The sequence below is a fragment of the Rhodospirillaceae bacterium genome, assembly GCA_018660465.1.
Classification (GTDB): Bacteria; Pseudomonadota; Alphaproteobacteria; order Rhodospirillales; family JABJKH01; genus JABJKH01.
In genome coordinates this window covers 15,013-33,465 of sequence record JABJKH010000084.1, presented here as the reverse complement: position 1 = coordinate 33,465, position 18,453 = coordinate 15,013, and the positions used below count along the sequence as shown (strand labels likewise).

General features: G+C 51.9%; 20 protein-coding genes. 4 read left to right on the top strand and 16 right to left on the bottom strand.

From position 1 onward, the window contains the following. Positions 1-4 precede the first annotated feature (4 nt). From HOM51_13115 to HOM51_13095, 5 genes are all read right to left on the bottom strand, one after another. Positions 5-787, bottom strand: a complete 783-nt coding sequence (locus HOM51_13115) for an ABC transporter permease (protein MBT5035446.1) — start codon at positions 785-787, stop codon at positions 5-7. Then, positions 784-1,569 (bottom strand): ABC transporter permease, encoded by a 786-nt coding sequence (locus HOM51_13110; protein MBT5035445.1) that lies wholly within the window; start codon positions 1,567-1,569, stop codon positions 784-786. Before HOM51_13110 ends, HOM51_13115 begins: the two co-directional genes overlap by 4 nt. 87 nt (positions 1,570-1,656) lie before the next feature. Further along, on the bottom strand, positions 1,657-2,685 hold the full coding sequence (locus tag HOM51_13105; protein MBT5035444.1) for an ABC transporter substrate-binding protein: 1,029 nt from the start codon (positions 2,683-2,685) through the stop codon (positions 1,657-1,659). Between the two features lie 44 nt (positions 2,686-2,729). Beyond that, positions 2,730-3,515: an ABC transporter ATP-binding protein gene (locus HOM51_13100; GenBank protein MBT5035443.1), complete on the bottom strand. Its 786-nt coding sequence runs from the start codon at positions 3,513-3,515 to the stop codon at positions 2,730-2,732. 187 nt (positions 3,516-3,702) lie between these two features. Then, positions 3,703-4,473 carry a glutathione S-transferase family protein gene (locus HOM51_13095; protein MBT5035442.1) on the bottom strand — a complete coding sequence of 257 codons (771 nt, stop codon included), beginning with the start codon at positions 4,471-4,473 and terminating at the stop codon, positions 3,703-3,705. 75 nt (positions 4,474-4,548) lie between these two features. On the opposite strand from HOM51_13095, the gene HOM51_13090 reads away from it, so the two are divergent. The 3 genes from HOM51_13090 (at position 4,549) to HOM51_13080 (ending at position 6,366) form a co-directional block, all read left to right on the top strand. Further along, positions 4,549-5,082, top strand: a complete 534-nt coding sequence (locus HOM51_13090; protein ID MBT5035441.1) for a cupin domain-containing protein — start codon at positions 4,549-4,551, stop codon at positions 5,080-5,082. A 12-nt stretch (positions 5,083-5,094) separates the two neighbouring features. Beyond that, on the top strand, positions 5,095-5,454 hold the full coding sequence (locus tag HOM51_13085; protein MBT5035440.1) for a hypothetical protein: 360 nt from the start codon (positions 5,095-5,097) through the stop codon (positions 5,452-5,454). 270 nt (positions 5,455-5,724) lie between these two features. Beyond that, positions 5,725-6,366, top strand: coding sequence for a glyoxalase (locus HOM51_13080; GenBank protein ID MBT5035439.1), 642 nt, complete (start codon positions 5,725-5,727; stop codon positions 6,364-6,366). 33 nt (positions 6,367-6,399) lie between these two features. On the opposite strand, the gene HOM51_13075 is transcribed toward HOM51_13080, so the two are convergent. Then, positions 6,400-7,251 (bottom strand): polysaccharide deacetylase family protein, encoded by an 852-nt coding sequence (locus HOM51_13075; GenBank protein MBT5035438.1) that lies wholly within the window; start codon positions 7,249-7,251, stop codon positions 6,400-6,402. Between the two features lie 151 nt (positions 7,252-7,402). On the opposite strand from HOM51_13075, the gene HOM51_13070 reads away from it, so the two are divergent. After that, positions 7,403-8,764: an MmgE/PrpD family protein gene (locus tag HOM51_13070; GenBank protein ID MBT5035437.1), complete on the top strand. Its 1,362-nt coding sequence runs from the start codon at positions 7,403-7,405 to the stop codon at positions 8,762-8,764. A 192-nt stretch (positions 8,765-8,956) separates the two neighbouring features. On the opposite strand, the gene HOM51_13065 is transcribed toward HOM51_13070, so the two are convergent. From HOM51_13065 to HOM51_13020, 10 genes are all read right to left on the bottom strand, one after another. Next, entirely contained in the window at positions 8,957-9,523 is a 567-nt protein-coding gene (locus tag HOM51_13065; protein MBT5035436.1) for an SDR family oxidoreductase, read from the bottom strand. Positions 9,524-9,564: 41 nt separating this feature from the next. Then, positions 9,565-10,335, bottom strand: coding sequence for an SDR family oxidoreductase (locus tag HOM51_13060; protein ID MBT5035435.1), 771 nt, complete (start codon positions 10,333-10,335; stop codon positions 9,565-9,567). An 8-nt stretch (positions 10,336-10,343) separates the two neighbouring features. Beyond that, positions 10,344-11,267, bottom strand: coding sequence for an NADP-dependent oxidoreductase (locus HOM51_13055; protein MBT5035434.1), 924 nt, complete (start codon positions 11,265-11,267; stop codon positions 10,344-10,346). Between the two features lie 30 nt (positions 11,268-11,297). After that, a complete protein-coding gene (locus HOM51_13050) occupies positions 11,298-12,131 on the bottom strand; it encodes a TauD/TfdA family dioxygenase (protein MBT5035433.1) in 834 nt (277 codons plus the stop codon). A 202-nt stretch (positions 12,132-12,333) separates the two neighbouring features. After that, on the bottom strand, positions 12,334-13,116 hold the full coding sequence (locus HOM51_13045) for an ABC transporter ATP-binding protein (GenBank protein ID MBT5035432.1): 783 nt from the start codon (positions 13,114-13,116) through the stop codon (positions 12,334-12,336). A gap of 15 nt (positions 13,117-13,131) precedes the next feature. Beyond that, a complete protein-coding gene (locus HOM51_13040; protein ID MBT5035431.1) occupies positions 13,132-14,445 on the bottom strand; it encodes an ABC transporter substrate-binding protein in 1,314 nt (437 codons plus the stop codon). An 87-nt stretch (positions 14,446-14,532) separates the two neighbouring features. Continuing rightward, positions 14,533-15,435, bottom strand: coding sequence for an isocitrate lyase/PEP mutase family protein (locus HOM51_13035; protein MBT5035430.1), 903 nt, complete (start codon positions 15,433-15,435; stop codon positions 14,533-14,535). A 25-nt stretch (positions 15,436-15,460) separates the two neighbouring features. Beyond that, positions 15,461-16,489, bottom strand: a complete 1,029-nt coding sequence (locus HOM51_13030; GenBank protein ID MBT5035429.1) for a TauD/TfdA family dioxygenase — start codon at positions 16,487-16,489, stop codon at positions 15,461-15,463. Positions 16,490-16,513: 24 nt separating this feature from the next. Then, complete coding sequence (locus tag HOM51_13025) at positions 16,514-17,383, bottom strand: TauD/TfdA family dioxygenase (protein ID MBT5035428.1); 870 nt, start codon at positions 17,381-17,383, stop codon at positions 16,514-16,516. A 62-nt stretch (positions 17,384-17,445) separates the two neighbouring features. Next, positions 17,446-18,453 (bottom strand): branched-chain amino acid ABC transporter permease, encoded by a 1,008-nt coding sequence (locus HOM51_13020; protein ID MBT5035427.1) that lies wholly within the window; start codon positions 18,451-18,453, stop codon positions 17,446-17,448.

Here is an 18,453-nt window from a genome sequence, read left to right as displayed (position 1 = left end):
CGCCTTATCTGTTCGCTCGGCGGTACCAGGGGTAATAGGTCGCCAGAACCCACTTGGTGATCCACTCGAATGCAAGCCCAAAGGCCGCGAGCGCCAATACCCCGACTACGGCCTCGTTATGGGCATAAGAACGCGTATTCGCCAAGATGAACATGCCAAGGCCTTCCAAAGAAACAAAGAATTCAGAGATCACAGCACCGACTACTGCACGACCCGCCGCTAATCGGATGCCGGCGATGAGATAGGGCATCGAACTAAACAGGGTAATATCAAACCATACATGGCGAGGGCTCGCCCTATAGGCGTGTGCAACCTCCAGATATTCCGGCGGAACGGATCGCGCCCCATCGGCGGCGTTGATGGTGATGGAGAAAAAAGACGCAAAAATGATTGTCGCCATGCGGGCTTCTTCTTCATAGCCGAACCAGACGGTAATCAGCGGCAGTGCTGCCACCATGGGCATGGTGTAAAAGCCGTTGATGTAGACGTTCAGCAGCCGATCAAAGACTTTCATCCGGCCAATCGCAAATCCGACAATCGTGCCAGCCACCAGCGATATCAGCAGTCCTTTTATGACCGCGAAGATGGTGCTTGATGTTGCATCCAAAAATTCATCCGTAACGACCACCTCAGGGAATACGGCAAAGATATTCAAAGGCTTGGCAATGAACCGAGGCGCGCCAGAATAGGTCACGCCAACTTGCCAAATCACCAAGATAATCAAGCCGGTGAACAGCTTAATTTGCATGTCTTTGCTGGGCAGGATTCGAGAAAGAGCAGACGTCATCGGTCAAGCCCTCGCCAGGCGGAGTATTTCTTTTCAAACACTTGAGCCAAACGCATCAGCCCAGTGCCTAAAATCGTAATCAAAAAGATCGAGGCCAAGACTGAGGCCATGTCGAAGTTCCGGGACGCGACCATGATTTCGCCGCCGAGGCCACTGGTGGAGAGGAAAAACTCCGCAGCAACCATGCCAACCAAGGCCCGACCCGTTGCCTGGCGAATGCCGGTCAATGCGAAAGGCAGTGTGTAGGGAATAAGAATATCTCGCCACAGTGCCCATTCGTTGGTGCGGAAGGCGCGGGCCACCTCGATCAATTCCGGCTTTACGCTGCGCGCACCTTCGAGGGTATTATACAGAATTGGAAAAAATGTGAAGAGGGTGACAACCACCACCTTGGGCCAAAAATCAAAACCCATCAGCGCCATAATAAATGGAATAATCGCCACCATCGGTGTGACATAAAGCGCCAGGATATAGCTTTCCAAGGCGACCCGAAGGAGGACAAAACGCGCCAGGATGATCCCCAGCGGCAAGGCCAGAACAACACCAATACTGAAACCCGTACAGAATAATTTTATCGAACCGACAAAAGCATGCCGAAATTCTTCGTCGGCGAATAGTTCCCACAGCCTGGGTGCGGCTCCCGGATGTTCGGCATTGCCCCAAATTGGGGCCATCAGGGCGCGATTAAAGTTCAGGCCCGCAATTTCCCAAATGATCGCGCCAATTATCAGACCTGTAACGACAGTGCCCCAGCGGACCCACGGTGAATCGGAATTAAGCATTTAAACTCTATTAAATTTGTAATGCAGGAGATGGAAGGACGGCGCTCCGATTAAAGAGCGCCGCCCGGCCTTCGTGTATTTAGGTTCTTATTTGACCAGCTTCATCGCGTCTTTGTAGACGGACGTATCAACAAGTTCGTTAACGGCAACAGGCTTCTTGCCCGGCTTGATGCCGGCCTTGCCTTTGGTCTTCTTGCCAACGATGGCCTGGATCTTAATGGTCTTGGCCAAACGCTTGGCGTTTAGACCGTCGTAATCTAGCGGCCAGTATTTGTAGGCTACAAAATCTTTCACAGCAGCCTTTGCATCCATAAGTTTACGCTTCGTAACCCCAGCAATCTTTGCGACTTTATCAACATTCGCTGGATTATTCATGTACCGAATTGCTTCGATATTGGCGGCCACCATACGAACATACATATCGCGCTTGGCAGCGAGGTTTTTCTTAACCGTCATGAACAGAAGGTAGTGCGTGCCAGGTGCCGCCTTTTCAATTTCGGATACGATGGTGAGTTTTTTACCACTCTCACGCTCGATTACGGTGATGTCGTCGCGGTGCAGAACACCAAATGTCAGGCGACCCGCAACCATGGCCGACCCCACGTTGGAGCTTAAGTTCACGGTCGGGATGTGTTTGTCAGGACGCAGTTTGCATTTCCGCGCCATGTTGGCCAATTGGATCCAACGTGCACCGTGCGGGCTATCTACACCGACAGCTTGCCCCTTAAGGTCTTCGCATTTGTTCTTGCTTGGATCCATGGAACCGATGAACCAGTCCGGCTTCTCCAAGCCCATCAGGCCAACCATTTTGATGCCTGCATTGGAAACGATCTTGGAGACTGGCGCGGTTGGTGACAGAGATGCATCCACCTTGCCCGTTGCAACGGCCTTAGCTGCCGCAACACCGGAGTTGAACGGTTTGATGCGAACATCCACACCATGCTTTTTGTAAAAGCCAGCTTCCTTCGCAACATAAACGAAAACGGTGGAAAATACCGGCGGAACACCAGGGACAGCAATTGTCGCTTTGTCCATGGCCGTCGCGGGATTGGTAGCGGATAAGCTGAGGCCGAATGCCACAGCAGGTAGTGTTAGCAAATAACGTGATTTCATCATTGAAACCTCCCTAGTTAGAGTTTTATTGGTTTTATTTCTTCGTCTTAAACTTCAAATTCCGCAGCACGCGCTTCGTCCATCAAAGTTCCCCAAACATGTTCGCGAATTTCAGCGAACCGGGGATGAGAGCGGGTTGATCTGTCGCGCGGACTTGGCAAATCAACCTCAATTACTTCGAATACACCACTCGGACGTCCCTTCAACACAACCACTCGATGGCCCATCAACACCGCTTCCTCAATGGAATGGGTGACGAACACCATGGTCATCGGGCGCAGGTCCCAAATTTTTAAGAGTTCCAGTTGCAGGATTTCCCGAGTCTGCGCGTCAATCGCGGCAAAGGGTTCATCCATTAACAATACGCTCGGTTCCAACGCTAGAGCACGGGCTAGGCCGCAGCGCTGCTGCATGCCACCGGAAAGCTGGTAGGGGTAGGAGCCTTCAAATCCGGTCAAACCGACCATATTAATAAACTTGGGTACGCGCTCGTTAATTTCGGCGGTGGGTAGATTGGCAAGCTTGAGACCGTAGGCCACGTTCTGTTCAACCGTTTTCCACGGGAACAGACCGAAATGCTGAAACACCATGGCGATACCTTCGGTGGGTTCCGTAATGCGCTCTCCGTTGATGTGAATATCACCTTTGGTAATTGGGATCAGCCCATCAATGCACCGAAGCAACGTTGTTTTACCGCAGCCGGAAGGCCCGACGATGGTGACGATCTCTCGCTCCCCAAAGCTAAGATTAATATCCTTAAAGACCTCCAGGTCGCCAAAGTGTTTGCCGACACTGCTTACTTCAATTCGATGTTTGTTATTTATCTCATTCATGCTTGATATATATCACACCCGATTACGTTTTCAGCTCAACACTGATTGAACGTATGTATAAAATTATACGTACGTTCAATCAGTGTCAAAGTCAATATGCGCTGGTGTGCGCCCCTGTCGAGAAGAATGATGCAAGAGTTTATAGAGAACGTCAATTACGATTACTTACGCAATTGTTCGTTAGGAACTAAGAAGAGACTTTAGGGCTCCGAAGGTCTAATTCTGGGTAAACTTCAGAAAAGCGTGCGCCGTGGTAATACGCTATTGCATAAGCAGGCCGGGCCTTTATGCGTTGAAACCAATCGGCGACTTTGGGATGTGATGATTCCCACATATCTGCGTGACCCAGGTCTTCCATCCGATCAATCAAGGGTGCCACGCAAATGTCAGCGATGGTGTATTGTTCTCCAACCAGCCAAGGACCATTTTCATCAAGTTCCTTTTCCATCCGGTCCAGGGTCAAGCGTACGTCGTCCATCGCCTTATCCAAGTGCTTTTGATCAAAGCCGTCGGTTCCCATATTTTTGTAGAATTCAGTTTTAAGCGGGCGGATTTCCGCTTCGGTATTTAATTCATCGTTCGATAATTTTGCGTAATGCATGATCAGGACGTTTTCGAAGGAGGGGAAACGGATGGCGGGGGTTGGAACTTCTTCCATGAATCGCAACCAAGATCGCATCTTCGCGCGCATTATTGGATCGTCAGGGGTTAGCTTTATTTCGGGATAGACCTCATCCAGGTATTCCATAATGACAGAGGAATCGATAATCGGCACCCCATCATGCACCAACGTTGGCACCACGCCGTTAGGATTTAATTTTAGATACTCAGGTTTTAGATGGTCGTTGTTTTTCGATAGAAGCCGGTGGTCCACCCACTCCAGTTCCTTCTCCGCCAGGACGATACGTACTTTTAAACTGCACGTTGATGGTGGAAAATTATAGAGTTCGAGCGTCATTGGGTTTTCCTTCTCTGAAATTCGAAGCTAAAAGTAATTATATAAACCTAGTTCTTTTGGAAAGGGATTTCATTCATGGCTATTCCGGTAAGGCGTGTGGTCACCGGCCACGACGAAAATGGCACAGCAATTGTTATAGAAGACAGCGCCGCAACAAATATTCTCGAACGACCGGAACGTCCCGGGGTTGCTTTAACTAATTTATGGCGGACACAACGGACACCTGCTCCGTGGGATGAAGACGGTGATCCGGTAGCCGGCAAGGTAGTTCTAAGCCCACCAGAGAATGGTTCGGTCCTGAGAATTCTTGAATTCTGGCCGGAAGACCGGGAAGCTCTCGCCAAGTTGGACACCAAGGCCGCCTTCGGCGCCATGGGGGCCGCTGATAATTTGGTAGAAGATACCCGCCATCCGTTCATGCATAAGACCGACACGGTTGATTATGCCATCGTGATCGAAGGCGAGATCGACATGCTGATGGATGAGTCTTCGGTTCATTTGAAGGCGGGTGATGTACTCATTCAACGGGGCACCAACCATGCGTGGTCCAACCGTGGGACGGATGTCTGCCGAATTGCGTTTGTTTTAATTGACGGCACCAAGGAATAAGGAGACCACACCATGGCAGATCAAATTCCTCACGGCTTGGGACTCATCGTTTACGTTATCAGTTCAGAAGCCAGCGACAATATTTCCGAGCGTGATCAATTTTTCAAAGACCATCTGGCTTATGTGAATGGATTAGAGAAAAAAGGCATCTTGTTTGCGGCAGGCCCTTTGGTTGATGAATCGAACGTCCCCATCGGACGCGGCATGATCGTTGTCCGCGCGGGCAATAAAGAAGAGGCGGCGGAGATTGCATCCCAGGACCCCTTCCATAAAAACAACGTCCGGAAATTTACCGTCCAAGCTTGGCGCGTGAATGAAGGTCGCTTGAATGTGTCCATCAACTATTCCGACGGTACGTGCGAGATTAGTTGAACCATGTCCAACTCCCCCCAAGTCAACGGTCTTCATAGTATTGATCTTGTCGTAGCCGATATTGCTAAGACGGCAGCATTCTATGAGGAGACTTGGGGACTGACATCAGTGTCATCTGATGCGGAAGGGATTTTTCTCAGGGGGTCAGGCGGCTCACCCTATTTGGTGCGGCTGTTGGAAGGTTCTAAGACAACAGTCAGTTCGATCAATTTTACGGCGCCAAATGGCGGTGTATTGAAGGACTTACATGCCAAGGTCACGGCTTCAGGAATGGAAACAGTCTCAGATATTTCCGAAATTGGATTCCCCGGCGGCGGTTTCGGGTTTTCCTTTAAGGACCCCGAGGGCAGAAACTTAAGGGTGATCGCCGATGCTTCACCTGGATCGGCGATGAAAGACGATCCGAGCCAACCCCGTCAATTGTCACATATCGTTTTAAATGCGGGCACACCGGAAAATTCGGTCGGCTTTTTCAAGGATGTTCTGGGCTTCAAAACGTCCGACATCACTGGCAAGATGACGTTCCTCAGATGCTGTTCGGACCATCACAGCATTGCCATCACCAATGCGGGCGGGCCGACGCTCAACCATATCGCGTTTGAAATCATGGATTGGGAATCGGTGATGCTGGGCGGCGGTCGAATGCGGGATGCAGGTTACCCTATTGCCTGGGGTGTGGGACGGCACGGACCCGGGAACAACGTCTTCGCGTATTTCGTCGGACCTGATGATGTGGTGATCGAATACACCGCCGAAGTCGAACAGGTGGACGACACCTATAAAGTCGGCATGCCTGAAGATTGGACTTGGCCGCCGGGGCGAATTGACCAGTGGGGATTGTCGATGCCATCCAAACGAATGGGCGAGGTAGATGCTTCGATCGGGTTTGAGGCGTCTCTTCCGCAGATCTAAGTATGGCCCATGCTGACAATGTGTCAGGGCCCCCTAGCTTGCCTTAGATAAATCAGATCGTGCTGCAAAGGGCGCGCGGGCATTATATTCGCGGGCGGCGTTTTCCATGGTCATGAAGGTTGCGCCTCTCGTTTTAAGCTGCGCCACAAAGCGGCTTAAGATATCAGCCCTTTTGCCGCGCCCTATGACGTAGGGATGGCAGGTGTAGGTGATAATTCCCCATTTGCTTGTCGCCTGCATGTAAAGGAATTCATCCAACCACGCATCGATGACGCCAGGCTGCTGACCGGGTTCAGGCTCAAGCAAAGGCAAGGCAACTTTCGTATGATCGTCTTGGGACCATTTAATGGGAATTTCAATTAGCCGGGTATCATGCCCTTCCTTTTGCATTTTAATTCCGTCTTCCACGTATCCCCGTCGCACACGGTAAGGGTCGTAGTCGGTTCCCATCATGCTGCTCTCGTACAAAAAATCATACTTCAAAAGTAAATCCAGCGTGTGCGGACTGTGATCCCAAGCGGGGGAACGGTAGCCGAGAGCTTTCTGACCGCTGAGCTTTTGAATTGTGGCGTTAGCGCGGATCAGCAGGTCTTCTTCTTTCTTGCGGCTGAGCTTCGCCGGGGCCACATGGGTCCAGCCGGAGTGCCCGACTTCGTGTCCAGCGAGGATGACTGCGTCACAAATTTCTGGAAACATCTGAATGGTGAAGCCGGAGATAAACCACGTTGCCGGTATTTCCTGCTTTTCGAGAACCTTGAGAATGTTCTTGGCACCCACATGGCCGTCTTCGATTTCGACCACCGATGCCAATTCGGTGTCCTCGTCCGGCATGTGCCAAGACGTGACATCATAATCAAATGATAAACAGACGATATGTTTCGCCATCGGTGCTGTTCCCCCAGAGTGCAATCATAGGCCAATTTTAGGTTCGGGTAGAGACTTAATATTGCGCTCGATGTACTCAGTTGGCTTGATGATGCAAATGTAAGCCGTAATATGGATGTGCATAAATTAAGATTTAACCAAGGAACAATCGATGGCCGAATACGGAGCAGCCGATCTTAATCTCGGCATTACTGAAAAACTGAGTTCATACCTAGCTGGTTTAAAATTTGATGATTTGCCCGACGATGTCGTGCATGAATGCAGGCGTGGCGTGCTGGATTGGATCGGCTGCGCCATTGCCGGCAGTGGGCACGCGACCACTGATACACTCGCCGGTGTTCTGCAATCAATGAATGGGGAAGGCAACAGCACTGTCTTCGGTCGAGGCACGAAGCTTGGCCTTCTGGAAGCTCCAATCGCAAATGGTCAAATGGGCCATGTTCTGGATTATGATGACACTCACATGGGCGGCGTAATTTTGCACACCAGTGGGCCGGTGTTGGCGGCGATGTTGTCACTGGGTGAGAAGCGAGGGCTCGGTGGCAAAGACCTGATGCTGGGCTATGTCGCTGGGTTCGAAGCCGGTGTGCGTTCGGGTCGGGGCGCGCCTAACCATCACGACGGCGGCTGGCACCTGACCGGTACCCTGGGTGCCATGGCCGCCGGTGCAGCGTGCAGCGTCATGCTGGGTCTCAATGCGCAGCAAATCGTGCACGCATTTGGCATCGCGGGCACCCAGTCCGCTGGCATGCAGCAAAACCGGGGCACCATGTGCAAAAGTTTCCAAGCTGGCAAAGCTGCATCCAACGGACTTTTGGCCGCGTTGTTGGCGGAAGGCGGCTTTGATAGTTCCGGAGAAATTCTCGAAGGAACAAAAGGCTTCTGCCGCATCTACAGTTCCGGCACAGACATAGATCAAATCTTGAAGGGCCTGGACGAGGGCTATTGCATCACCACAAACGGCTATAAGCCTTATGCCTGCGGCGTTGTGCTGCATCCCATCATCGACACCACAATCGGGCTTGCCAAGGGCTCAGGAATTTCACCCGATGACGTAAAATCCATCGATATCACGGCGAATGCAAAGGCGGTTATCATCACAGGCGTCGCCAATCCGAAAACCGGTCTTAAATCCAAATTCAGCATCACGCATTCTGCGGCTGTTGGATATATTGATGGCACCGCAGGCCGCGCGCAATTCAGCAATGAACGTGCCTTGGCGGCGGATGTCGTTGCCTTGCGCGATAAGGTGAATGTTGCCACCGATGATAATTTAGCGGCCGATCAAGCTCGCGGCGTGGTGACGTCTAACAACGGTGAAACTTTTGACTTCGTCACTGAACACGCAACCGGCACCACGGACTGCCCCATGTCGGACGAGGTAATTAAGGCGAAATTTATGGCCAATGTAGAACCTGTCGTTGGTGCTGAACGCGCGGGGAAAATCTGTGACATGGTTTGGGCGTTGGATGAGGTTGGTAATTTGGGGGAATTGACGAAGCTCTGTGGGTAGGAGAAAAAGCTAATTGATATTGTGCCGCTGAGCGTCCTTCGAGACGCGCTCAAAGAGAGCGCTCCTCAGGATGAGGGTTATATTTGATTCTCTGAAATTTATTCAGCAACCCCATCCTGTGAATTCTACTCAACAACCTCATCCTGAGGAGGCTTCGAAGAAGCCGTCTCGAAGGACGCCAAGTCGCCCCCCCTAATGCTGATACCGACTTAGACCGCCATCGATTGGAATAACTGTGCCTGTGATATAGCGCGCATAGCCGGACGCCAGATAGACCACGAAGTTGGCGACATCTGCCGGGGTTCCCAATCGGCCTGCGGGAATTATATTTGCGTCAAAATCTTCTGTGCTGGTGTCGGCGGTCTCAATAAGTCCGGGCTGGATGCAGTTGATCGTAATGCCGTGTTGGCCGACTTCGCGGGTGAGGCTTTTTGACCACGCAGCCATCGCACCCCAGGCGGCAAATTCGCTGTTAAAATGCATCGGCTCGAACGATCCAATGACATTGATGATGCGGCCGAATTTATTTTCGATCATGCCCGGCAAGACAGAATGGGCAAGCTGGCGGGGTGCTTCGAAGCAGCGTTCCATATCGTCAGCCCAAGTATCCGAATCAAGCGGCGTGCTTGACGGCGCATGAAGATCAGCGGCGGCATTGACGAGGATATCTACCGCGCCCGAATGCGTGTCAGTTACAACGGCACCTTCGGTCGCAAGCGCTTCACGGATGGCGCTGGCGATATCATTATCACCGGTCACCAAGGCTGTTTTTCCCTTGAGCTGTGAGTCTCTTTTCATCATTAAAAACTATGCTTTCTAAAGCCACCGTCAACGGGAATGACAGTGCCCGTGATATAGCTGCCCAAGGGTGAGGCGAGATAGGCGATGAGATGGCCGATGTCTTCGGGCTCGCCAAAATAGCCGAGCGTAATATCGTTTGAAGAATACGCGGCACGCTCTTCATCAGTATAATTTCGCTGAATTTGCTCGCTGGTGATTTTGCCAGGCGGGATTGAATTGATCGTCACCCCGTCCTTGGCGACCCTGCGCGACACTCCCTTGGCCCAAGCATGGACAGCGGCCTTGGGTGGATTTGCGGTGCCAATTTTTTCCGGTTCCGACTTGCCGGTAATGTTGATGATGCGGCCATATTTTTGCTCAATCATGCCAGGTAGCAAAGCAAAAGAAATTTGCCGGATGGTGCTGTAGTTCAGATGCATTTCATCATCCCAGGCGGCATCCCGATGATCGAAGGGAGTGTGTCTTGGGGCGTCGGGGTGTTTGCTGCGACCGGCCGAATTCACAAGAATATCCACATGACCAAGGGCATCTTCGGCCGCTGCCGCAAGCTTGCGCGTCGCATCACGTTCGAATAGATCGGACCGAATTGTGATTGGGCGGACGCCGTCAGAAGCTTCGATGTCATCAGCAAGCTGTTCAAGCAGGTCCATGCGCCGCGCGCTGATCACGCACTTGACGCCATCCTGCGCCAAGACCTTGGCCGTGCCTTCGCCAATCCCCCGGCTTGCGCCGGTGATCAATGCGGTTTTGCCTTCTAGCTGAAAGTCCATAGCTGACCTTACCGCACCTTAAAGACCATTTTGCCGCGAAGGTGGCGAGAATCGCTTACTTCTTGGGCCGCCTTTGCATCGCGGAGGTGATACTCGGTAATTTCAGGGACGCGAATGGCACCTGACTGAACCAATTCGACAATGCGCTCAAGATGCGGACGGTCACGTCCGACGGCGGGCCGTAGGGAGTCCACATCGTCGCGGGGCGATTCAGGTGCCTTGCCGCCGGAGCCGATGAAGGCCGCTCGACCGCCAGGTTTCAGCACCGCAAAGGAACGCGTCGCGACATCGCCGCCAACGGTTTCAAACACCGCGTCACAATCTGATAGGACCTCAGTAAAATCTTGGGTGTTGTAGTCAATGACCTCATCAGCGCCAAGACCGCGCACGTAGTCATGGTTGGCGGGGCTGGCAGTGGTGATGACATGGGCACCGATGTGTTTGGCGATTTGGATGCCGAAACTGGCGACACCACCGGCTCCGCCTTGGATCAGAATCTTTTCGCCAGATTTCAGTTTCAACGTGTCCTCAATAGAGACCAGCGCCGTGAGCCCGATCAGGGAAAGGGCGGCGAGTTCGACATGGGAAAGCCCATCCGGTTTCTTCGCAATGATGCTGGCCTTGATGGCGATCTTTTCGGCATAAGCGCCTTCTTGGCCCCCAGCGCAGACTCCAAACACTTCATCGCCAACTTTTAGATCGTCCACCTCGGAACCAAGCGCGCTGACAACACCGGAAAAATCCCGCCCCAATATAGAAGGGAATTCGGTGATGGGTGCATAGTGGCCGGTGCGCACTTTTGCGTCCGCCGCGTTGACACTCGCCGCATGAATATCAACGATTACCTGATCAGGGGCCGCAATGGGGTCCGGGACCTCGCCGTACTCCATAACTTCCGGTCCGCCCATTTTACTAAAAAAAGCTGCTTTCATAATTTTCTCTCTATGTTTTAACGGGGTTTGTTAATGCGGTCTGTCGCCCTTTATGAGCACGCGGTGCATGAGCCGTTGTTCGGTGTGATCGTAGCCCCGATGGGCAATGTGCAAGACCGCGCGGTTGTCCCATATGGTTAAATCGCCAGGTTGCCAAACGTGGCGATAGATAACATCTGGCTGAATGATTTCTTCCATTAGGTCATCAACGAAGTCTTTACTATCCGCAGATGTCATACCCTCAATATGGTCGACCTTGCCGGGGTGCAGGTAAATTGCTTTTTTACCGGTTTCCGGATGGGTGCGGATCAGGGGGTGGCTTTGAAGGGCACCGAACTTTGCTCGCGCCTCATCGCTGACATAGGCTTTGTCTTCAATCTTATTGACGGTTTGAAGGGCGTTTAATTCTGTTTTCCGGGTGGCAGGCAATGCATCATAGGCGCTGTGCATATTCGCAAAACCTGTATCACCACCACCTGATTTAGGCAGTTGAACAGCGCGGAGCGCGGTCATCTTTGGCGGCTCCGCATGATTGGTGTGATCAGAGTGCCAAGCCCGGGAGCCGACAGGGAACGGATTGCCATCTTCATCCAACTCTGACGTACTGCTATCCAAAACTGCAATTTCAGGATGATCCTCCAACAGAAATGTGGACAACTGTTGCTCCATCGTTTCGCCAAACAGACGCACAGCCGCAAGGTATTCGGGCGAGGTCATTTGTTGATCCCGGATAACCAATACAAGATTATCCGATATCGCTTGGCGCAGAGCTTCCTGATCAGCATCAGAAACCGAGCCGCTTAAATCAACTCCAGTTGCTTCCGCGCCCAAAGCAGCCGACAAGGGCGAAATCTGTAACGTCATAATATTGTTTCCTAGATACGTTATGGCGAAAGTTTAACGCCCCGGTCAGGAAGCGCAATGCTATTAACTTCAAAGCTTTACTCAGCGTCCTTCGAGACGCGCTTTTAGCGCTCCTCAGGATGAAGAATTTTGGTTAATTTAATTAAATCCTTCATCCTGAGGAACCGCGCTAGCGGTGTCTCGAAGGACGCCAAGAAAAGCCCTACTGCCAGTGCTTCTCATTCCGCTCGTGTTTACCTTCTCTAAAACTTCTGAGACCTAAATAATATTCCTGCACGTTATCATTCTCACGCAATTGCTCGGCCTCGCCTTCCAAAACGACATGCCCGTTTTCGAGGATGTAGCCGTAGTCGGCGTGCCGTAAAGCCACCATAGTATTTTGCTCGGCGAGGAGAATGCCGACACCTTCGACTTTATTGAGGCCAACGATAATGTCAAAAATCTCCTCAACCAATTGCGGTGCGAGACCCATAGAGGGTTCATCGAGCAAGATCATTCTTGGCCGCGCCATCAGTGCCCGACCGATTGCCGTCATTTGCTGTTCACCGCCTGAGGTGTATCCCGCCAGCGTGCTACGACGCTGTTTTAGGATTGGGAAATACTCAAAGACTTTTTCTAGATCAGCAGCGATGACGTTGCGTCCATCCTCGCGGGTATAGGCACCGGTAAGAAGGTTTTCTTCAACGGTTAAGTGTTCAAAACAATGTCGACCTTCCATGACCTGAACAACGCCCCGGCGGACAAGGTCGTTGGCGGTGAGGGTGTCCGTTCTTTCTCCCATGATCTCGATAGAGCCCTCGGTCACTTCACCGCGTTCGCTGTGAATCAAATTAGAAATGGCTTTGAGCGTGGTTGTCTTGCCCGCCCCGTTAGCGCCTAACAGGGCAACGATGCCACCCATGGGAACCTCAAGCGAAACCCCCTTCAGCACCAACGCCATTCGATTGTAGATGACTTCAATGTTCTTAACGGAAAGGAGGGGCAGAGCGGCTTCCATTTTTCAAGAGCAAACACGCGGGGTTATCTTGGCTTCAATTGCGTAGCTCGCCGCCGCCTTTTCGATCAGTGGGCGGACGATTTCGCTGAACGGCGGCACCCAGTCGGAAATGACATTCCATGCCTTGCCGTCCCATTGCTGAATGGCGATGCCACCGCCTGGCGCGTGATCGGCACAGGTCGGTGCGACCGGTTGGGCAAAGTCTTTCATGCCAAGCGCTATAAAATCTTCTTTCGTGAGGCGGAGGTTTTCTAAACCCCAGCGGACCTCTGTCCCCGACATGGTCTTTTTGCCGAATTTCCTTTGCGCGGTGCGGACGGCCTCAACAGAAAACATCGCATTCAAGATGGCACGATTATAAAGAACCTCACCCAGTTTTTTCTTCTTCGCCCTGGCCGCATCGCCGTTGTAGACATACTTGATGATGTCTTTGTGAACTTGCCAGCGGTCGCCGGCCCCATGCATAGCCGAAGACTTATAACCAATCGCTCCTTTGCCAGCAGGGATGACATCGGCGTCTGATCCCGACCACCAATTGCCAATAAACCGCTCCATGGGAAACTTGATATTCGCAGCCTCTTTGATCGCGACTTGGTTCATCACCCCCCATCCTGACATAAAGACCCAGCGTGGCTTTTTGCGACGCACTTGAATCCACGTTGCCTTTTGTTCCTGACCGGGGCTATCGACTGCCAGTTCGATCAGTTTGAAACCGAATTTCTTAGCGAGGATTCTTAATGTCGGATTGGCTTCTTTGCCGTAAGCGGAATTATGATAGACGTGAGCAATCTTCATGCCCTTTAGATTCTTAAGTCCACCTTCTTGGCTGGCGATATAACGAATTGTGGCCGAGGCCTGGCTCCAATATGTCGCCGGGAAATTAAACACCCAGGGGAAGACCCTGCCGTCCGCTGTCGACGTACGACCGTAGCCCATTGATAGGATTGGGATTTTATCGACTCTTGCTTTGGGGATGATTTGATAGGTCATGCCAGTCGACAAGGGATTAAACATCGAGGCACCTTTTTCACCTCTATGTTTTAGTTTCTCATAGCATTCGACGCCGAGGTTGGTCTTATATTTGAATTCACATTCTTCAAAGGTCACGCGAATGCCGTTGATGCCGCCATCGCGTTTGTTGACCAGGGTATAATAATCATGAAACCCATTGGCGATGGGAATCCCACTTGGCGCATAGGGGCCGGTGCGATAGGTCAGGATCGGAAAAAATTGTTCGGCGGCTTTGGCGGATTGACTTCCTCCTGTAGCTCCCAAAGCTACAGCGACAGCAAACAAAATTGATCGATGTCGTCTCACAGATAAAATCCCCCAAGATTTTTCGTTATCGTTATGGGCCCGGACCCTATCATGTGCCTTCGGCGGGGGCTGTTCAATTCTTTGCGACTAGCTTTCGTTCACGCCGTACTTGGCATCCATCGCATCCAATTCAGTCAGTCCCATTAAACTATTAAGTTCTCCAAAGTCCGCCTGAAGATCGTGTCTTTCTACGGGGGCGTCCCCATCTAGCATCTCTTTAAACGCGCCCATCGTGTTTTGCATGCCGCGAATTGCTGAGGTCGACAGGAGTCGGGGATAGGTGACCGCAGCGACGCCCATGGCTTGTAGATCTTTGGGATGAACAAGGGGGGTCGTTGATCGGTGACGCAGGCCAAGCCCCATGTTTACGGTCAGGGGTTTTGGTACTCCGGCGGCGACCGCGCTAATATCGTCAGCGCTCAGCAAGGCATCCGCATACAAGACATCGGCCCCGGCTTCGGCATACATATTCAGCCGATCAATGGCGGCCTGAACGCCGAGCGGCCCGGCGGCATCGGTGCGCGACCGAATGATGAAACTTTCGTCCCGGCGGGCATCAACCGCGGCCTTGACCTTCTGCACCATTTCCTCGGCCTCAATGACGGCCTTACCTGCAATATGCCCACATCGTTTCGGCCATACCTGGTCTTCGATCATGACCCCCGCCAGCCCGGCATCTTCAAACGCACGAACCGTAAAATGGGTGGTGACGGCGTTGCCATACCCGGTGTCAGCATCGGCCATAAGCGGCAGGTCGGTGCAGGCTTGAATGGCGCGGCAGGCTTCTAGGTTGTCCTTGAACGACATGATCCCTTTATCGGCCCAGCCCAAATGAGATTCGGAAACCCCGGCACCTGAAATGGCGCCGGTCTCGAACCCCGCCGCTTCCACTAAGCGAACGCTATAGCCATCATAGACGCCGGGGCTGACAAGAATTTCCGATGCGTTGAATAAGTCCCGAAGGCGATTTCTTCTATCTGTTACAGTCACGATATTTCTTCCTTGTTTGTAAAAGTTAGGCGCGTTTGGCGACGCCACCCCTGTCCCCGGAATTGAGGCGGTTGGCGAAATTTGGTGCGAGGGGTCGGCCGTTGGGTACGTTAATCCAAACCCGCAGCAGAAGGCGCTTACGCTCTGCCTCTGGCCAGTCCTCATATTCATTGCGGGCGTGCAAGGCGACGTGGTTGTTGAGAAGCTGAATGTCGCCGGGTCGAAAATCCATGTGGAGGAGAAAATCCTCTCGCACGGAAAGCTCTCTCACATAATCAATGGCGGCTTGTTCTAAATCAGTCAGTCCCTTACCTGACCGCTCCATGCCGAGTTCAATCTGGCGTTTATTGAAGCGGCAGGACAGATACCCCTGATGGAAGCTGAACACAGGGATACGGGTTTCCGTGTATTCGATTTCTTTTGAGCCCTTGCCGATCAGATCGAAATGGAACCCGTTGGTTAGGGGATCAATAAATTCAGGATGCTGGGTTTGGCACTCGTTGTAGATCGCCATGGAACTGCAAATAGAACTGGTGCCACCTGATTTCGCTGGGCGCACGCATAACAGGCCGACCACATCGCAGGTGTCGGTGTGAGGGTTCAGCTCTGATCGCGTCCGGTGTCCGCGAATGTTGTTTTCGTAATGCGACCCAAGTTCATAATTCTCGCCCCGGTCGGTGACGTAGCCGAGCAGGTCACCTTGGGAATTCTGCGAAATGATTGTGCCCAAGTGTGCCTGAAATCCCCAAAACATAAGCTCCAGCGTTTCTTGGTCATAGCGATCAACATCAATCCCGCGTAGCAAGACAAAGCCCCGGCCTTCGGCCAACTCATTATGAATTTCGGCGATGGTGCGGGAGAACGCAGGCAACGGAAAATCATCAGGACCAAACTCCTCAGGCCCCTTGCCTGTTGCCTTCAGGGTAAGGGTTGCCGTGTGCAGTTCGTCTAACTCGTCCGCCGTGAATTCCCTAATCCAGGATTGATTGGTTTCAAAATCTCGGGCCTTCCAAGCCGACGGGCCGGTGACAGGTAATTGGTAAATCTCACTCATAAAAAATCATCAATTCCTTTTAAATTAAAAGGGACGAGAGCCAGCGAACTGGGTTCTGTGCATCATACGACGTAGCGGCAATTCATAATCACGGACCGCCAAATGTTGAACGGAACAATTGTCCCAAATTAAAAAATCGCCAACCTGCCATTTGTGACGGTATTGAAATTTGGGTTTGACCGTATGGGTTGCCAGTTCATCCAACAGCGCCAACGCTTCGTCTTCCGGCATGCCCTCAATACCGACGCATTCCCCGGTCATGACATAGAGACATTTCCGTCCTGTCAGGGGATGGGTGCGAACAACGGGATGGAGCACATCTGGATGAGCATCTTTTTGGTCTTGGTTCATCTCTTCCCGGTCACTAGTTCCGACCTTCGCACGATAGGCATGTTTGGCGTGATAGGAATGGATCGCTTTCAGTCCCTTAATACGTTTTTTCATTGCATCAGATAGCGCATCGTAAGCGGCATCTGCGCTTGCGAATAAAGTATCGCCCAACACTTCACCATTGTTGATGGGAATTTCTTTGGCATAAAGCGCGGTGCCTCGGGGTGGCAAAGCACTCCAGGACATATCCGTATGCCAAGTTTGTCCGGCATCAGCGAGGCCTACATTTTCGTCGTTTTTTTGAATGTTCGAAATAAGCAGAATTTCTGGGTGGCCTTCCAGGGAATACTGCGCCAGCGGGAAGCTGCCAACTTCTCCAAACCGTCCGGAAAATGCGATCTGTTGATCGGGTGAAATCTCTTGATTGCGGAAAAAGATGACGCCGTGTTTGGCATATGTCTGATCGATCGTAGCAAAGATTTCCGTATTGATCGTACGGGAGAGATCAACGCCACCAATCTCGGCACCAAGATATTTGGTACAGGGTTGAACTGTGAATGACATTGCCAAATCTGCCCCCCTTACTCTAGTGCCGAGCTGTCCTGCATGTTAGAGTCATACCTCTGTTAAGGAAAAGACCTTTTCCTGAGCTTTGCTTTGAACATCTGCCACAGTCGCGCAAGGCCGTGGGGTTCGACGATGAGGAAGAACACGATCAAGGCACCGAAGATTATTTCTTCTATATGTTTGGATAAATCGGTTGGGATTGTGACCCCGATCATCGGTGGAACGTTGGTCAGGAAGATCGGAAACAGGACGATAAAGGCGGCGCCGATGAAGGAGCCTGTAATGCTGCCAAGGCCCCCAATGATGATCATGAAAAGAATTTGGAACGACAGGAAGATATCGAACGCTTCAGTCTCGGCGCTGCCCAGCCAGGCAAAAATGAATAGCGCCCCGGCAAGGCCGCAATAAAACGAACTGACGGCGAAGGCTAGGAGTTTTGTTTTTAAGGGCTCAATACCAATGATTTCCGCTGCAATATCCATGTCACGGATGGCCATCCATGATCGTCCAATTCGCCCCTGAACGATATTCTTGGCGATCAATGCAAAGACCGTCAGGAATCCCAATACGACGAGATATCTTGCCTGTGGTGTAGCCTCAGGTCCGGTGACCAAAAATCCGAAGACGTCTCGGGGTGGCGCTGAAATCGTTCCGGATGGACTGTCGTTGTAGAACCAGCCGACTTTGTTAAACAGCCAGAGAATAAAAAACTGCGCCGCTAGGGTTGCGACGGCCAAATAGAAACCCTTGATCCGAAGACTTGGCAGGCCGAACAAAATGCCCACGCCGGCGGCAACCCCACCGGCCAGAATAAAGACAATGAGAATATTGATCTCAGGAAACGCGGTTGTGATCTTAAATGTCGCATAGGCCCCGACCGCCATGAAGGCACCCGTGCCGAGGCTGACTTGACCCGCGTATCCGGTTAGGATGTTTAAACCAATGGCGGCCAAGGAAAAGACCAAGAACTGGATGAGGATCGCCTGAAGCCAGTATTCATTGGCGACGAACGGCACAACACCGAACGCAATGATTAGGACAACCGCTATGAAACGGTGGTTACGCAT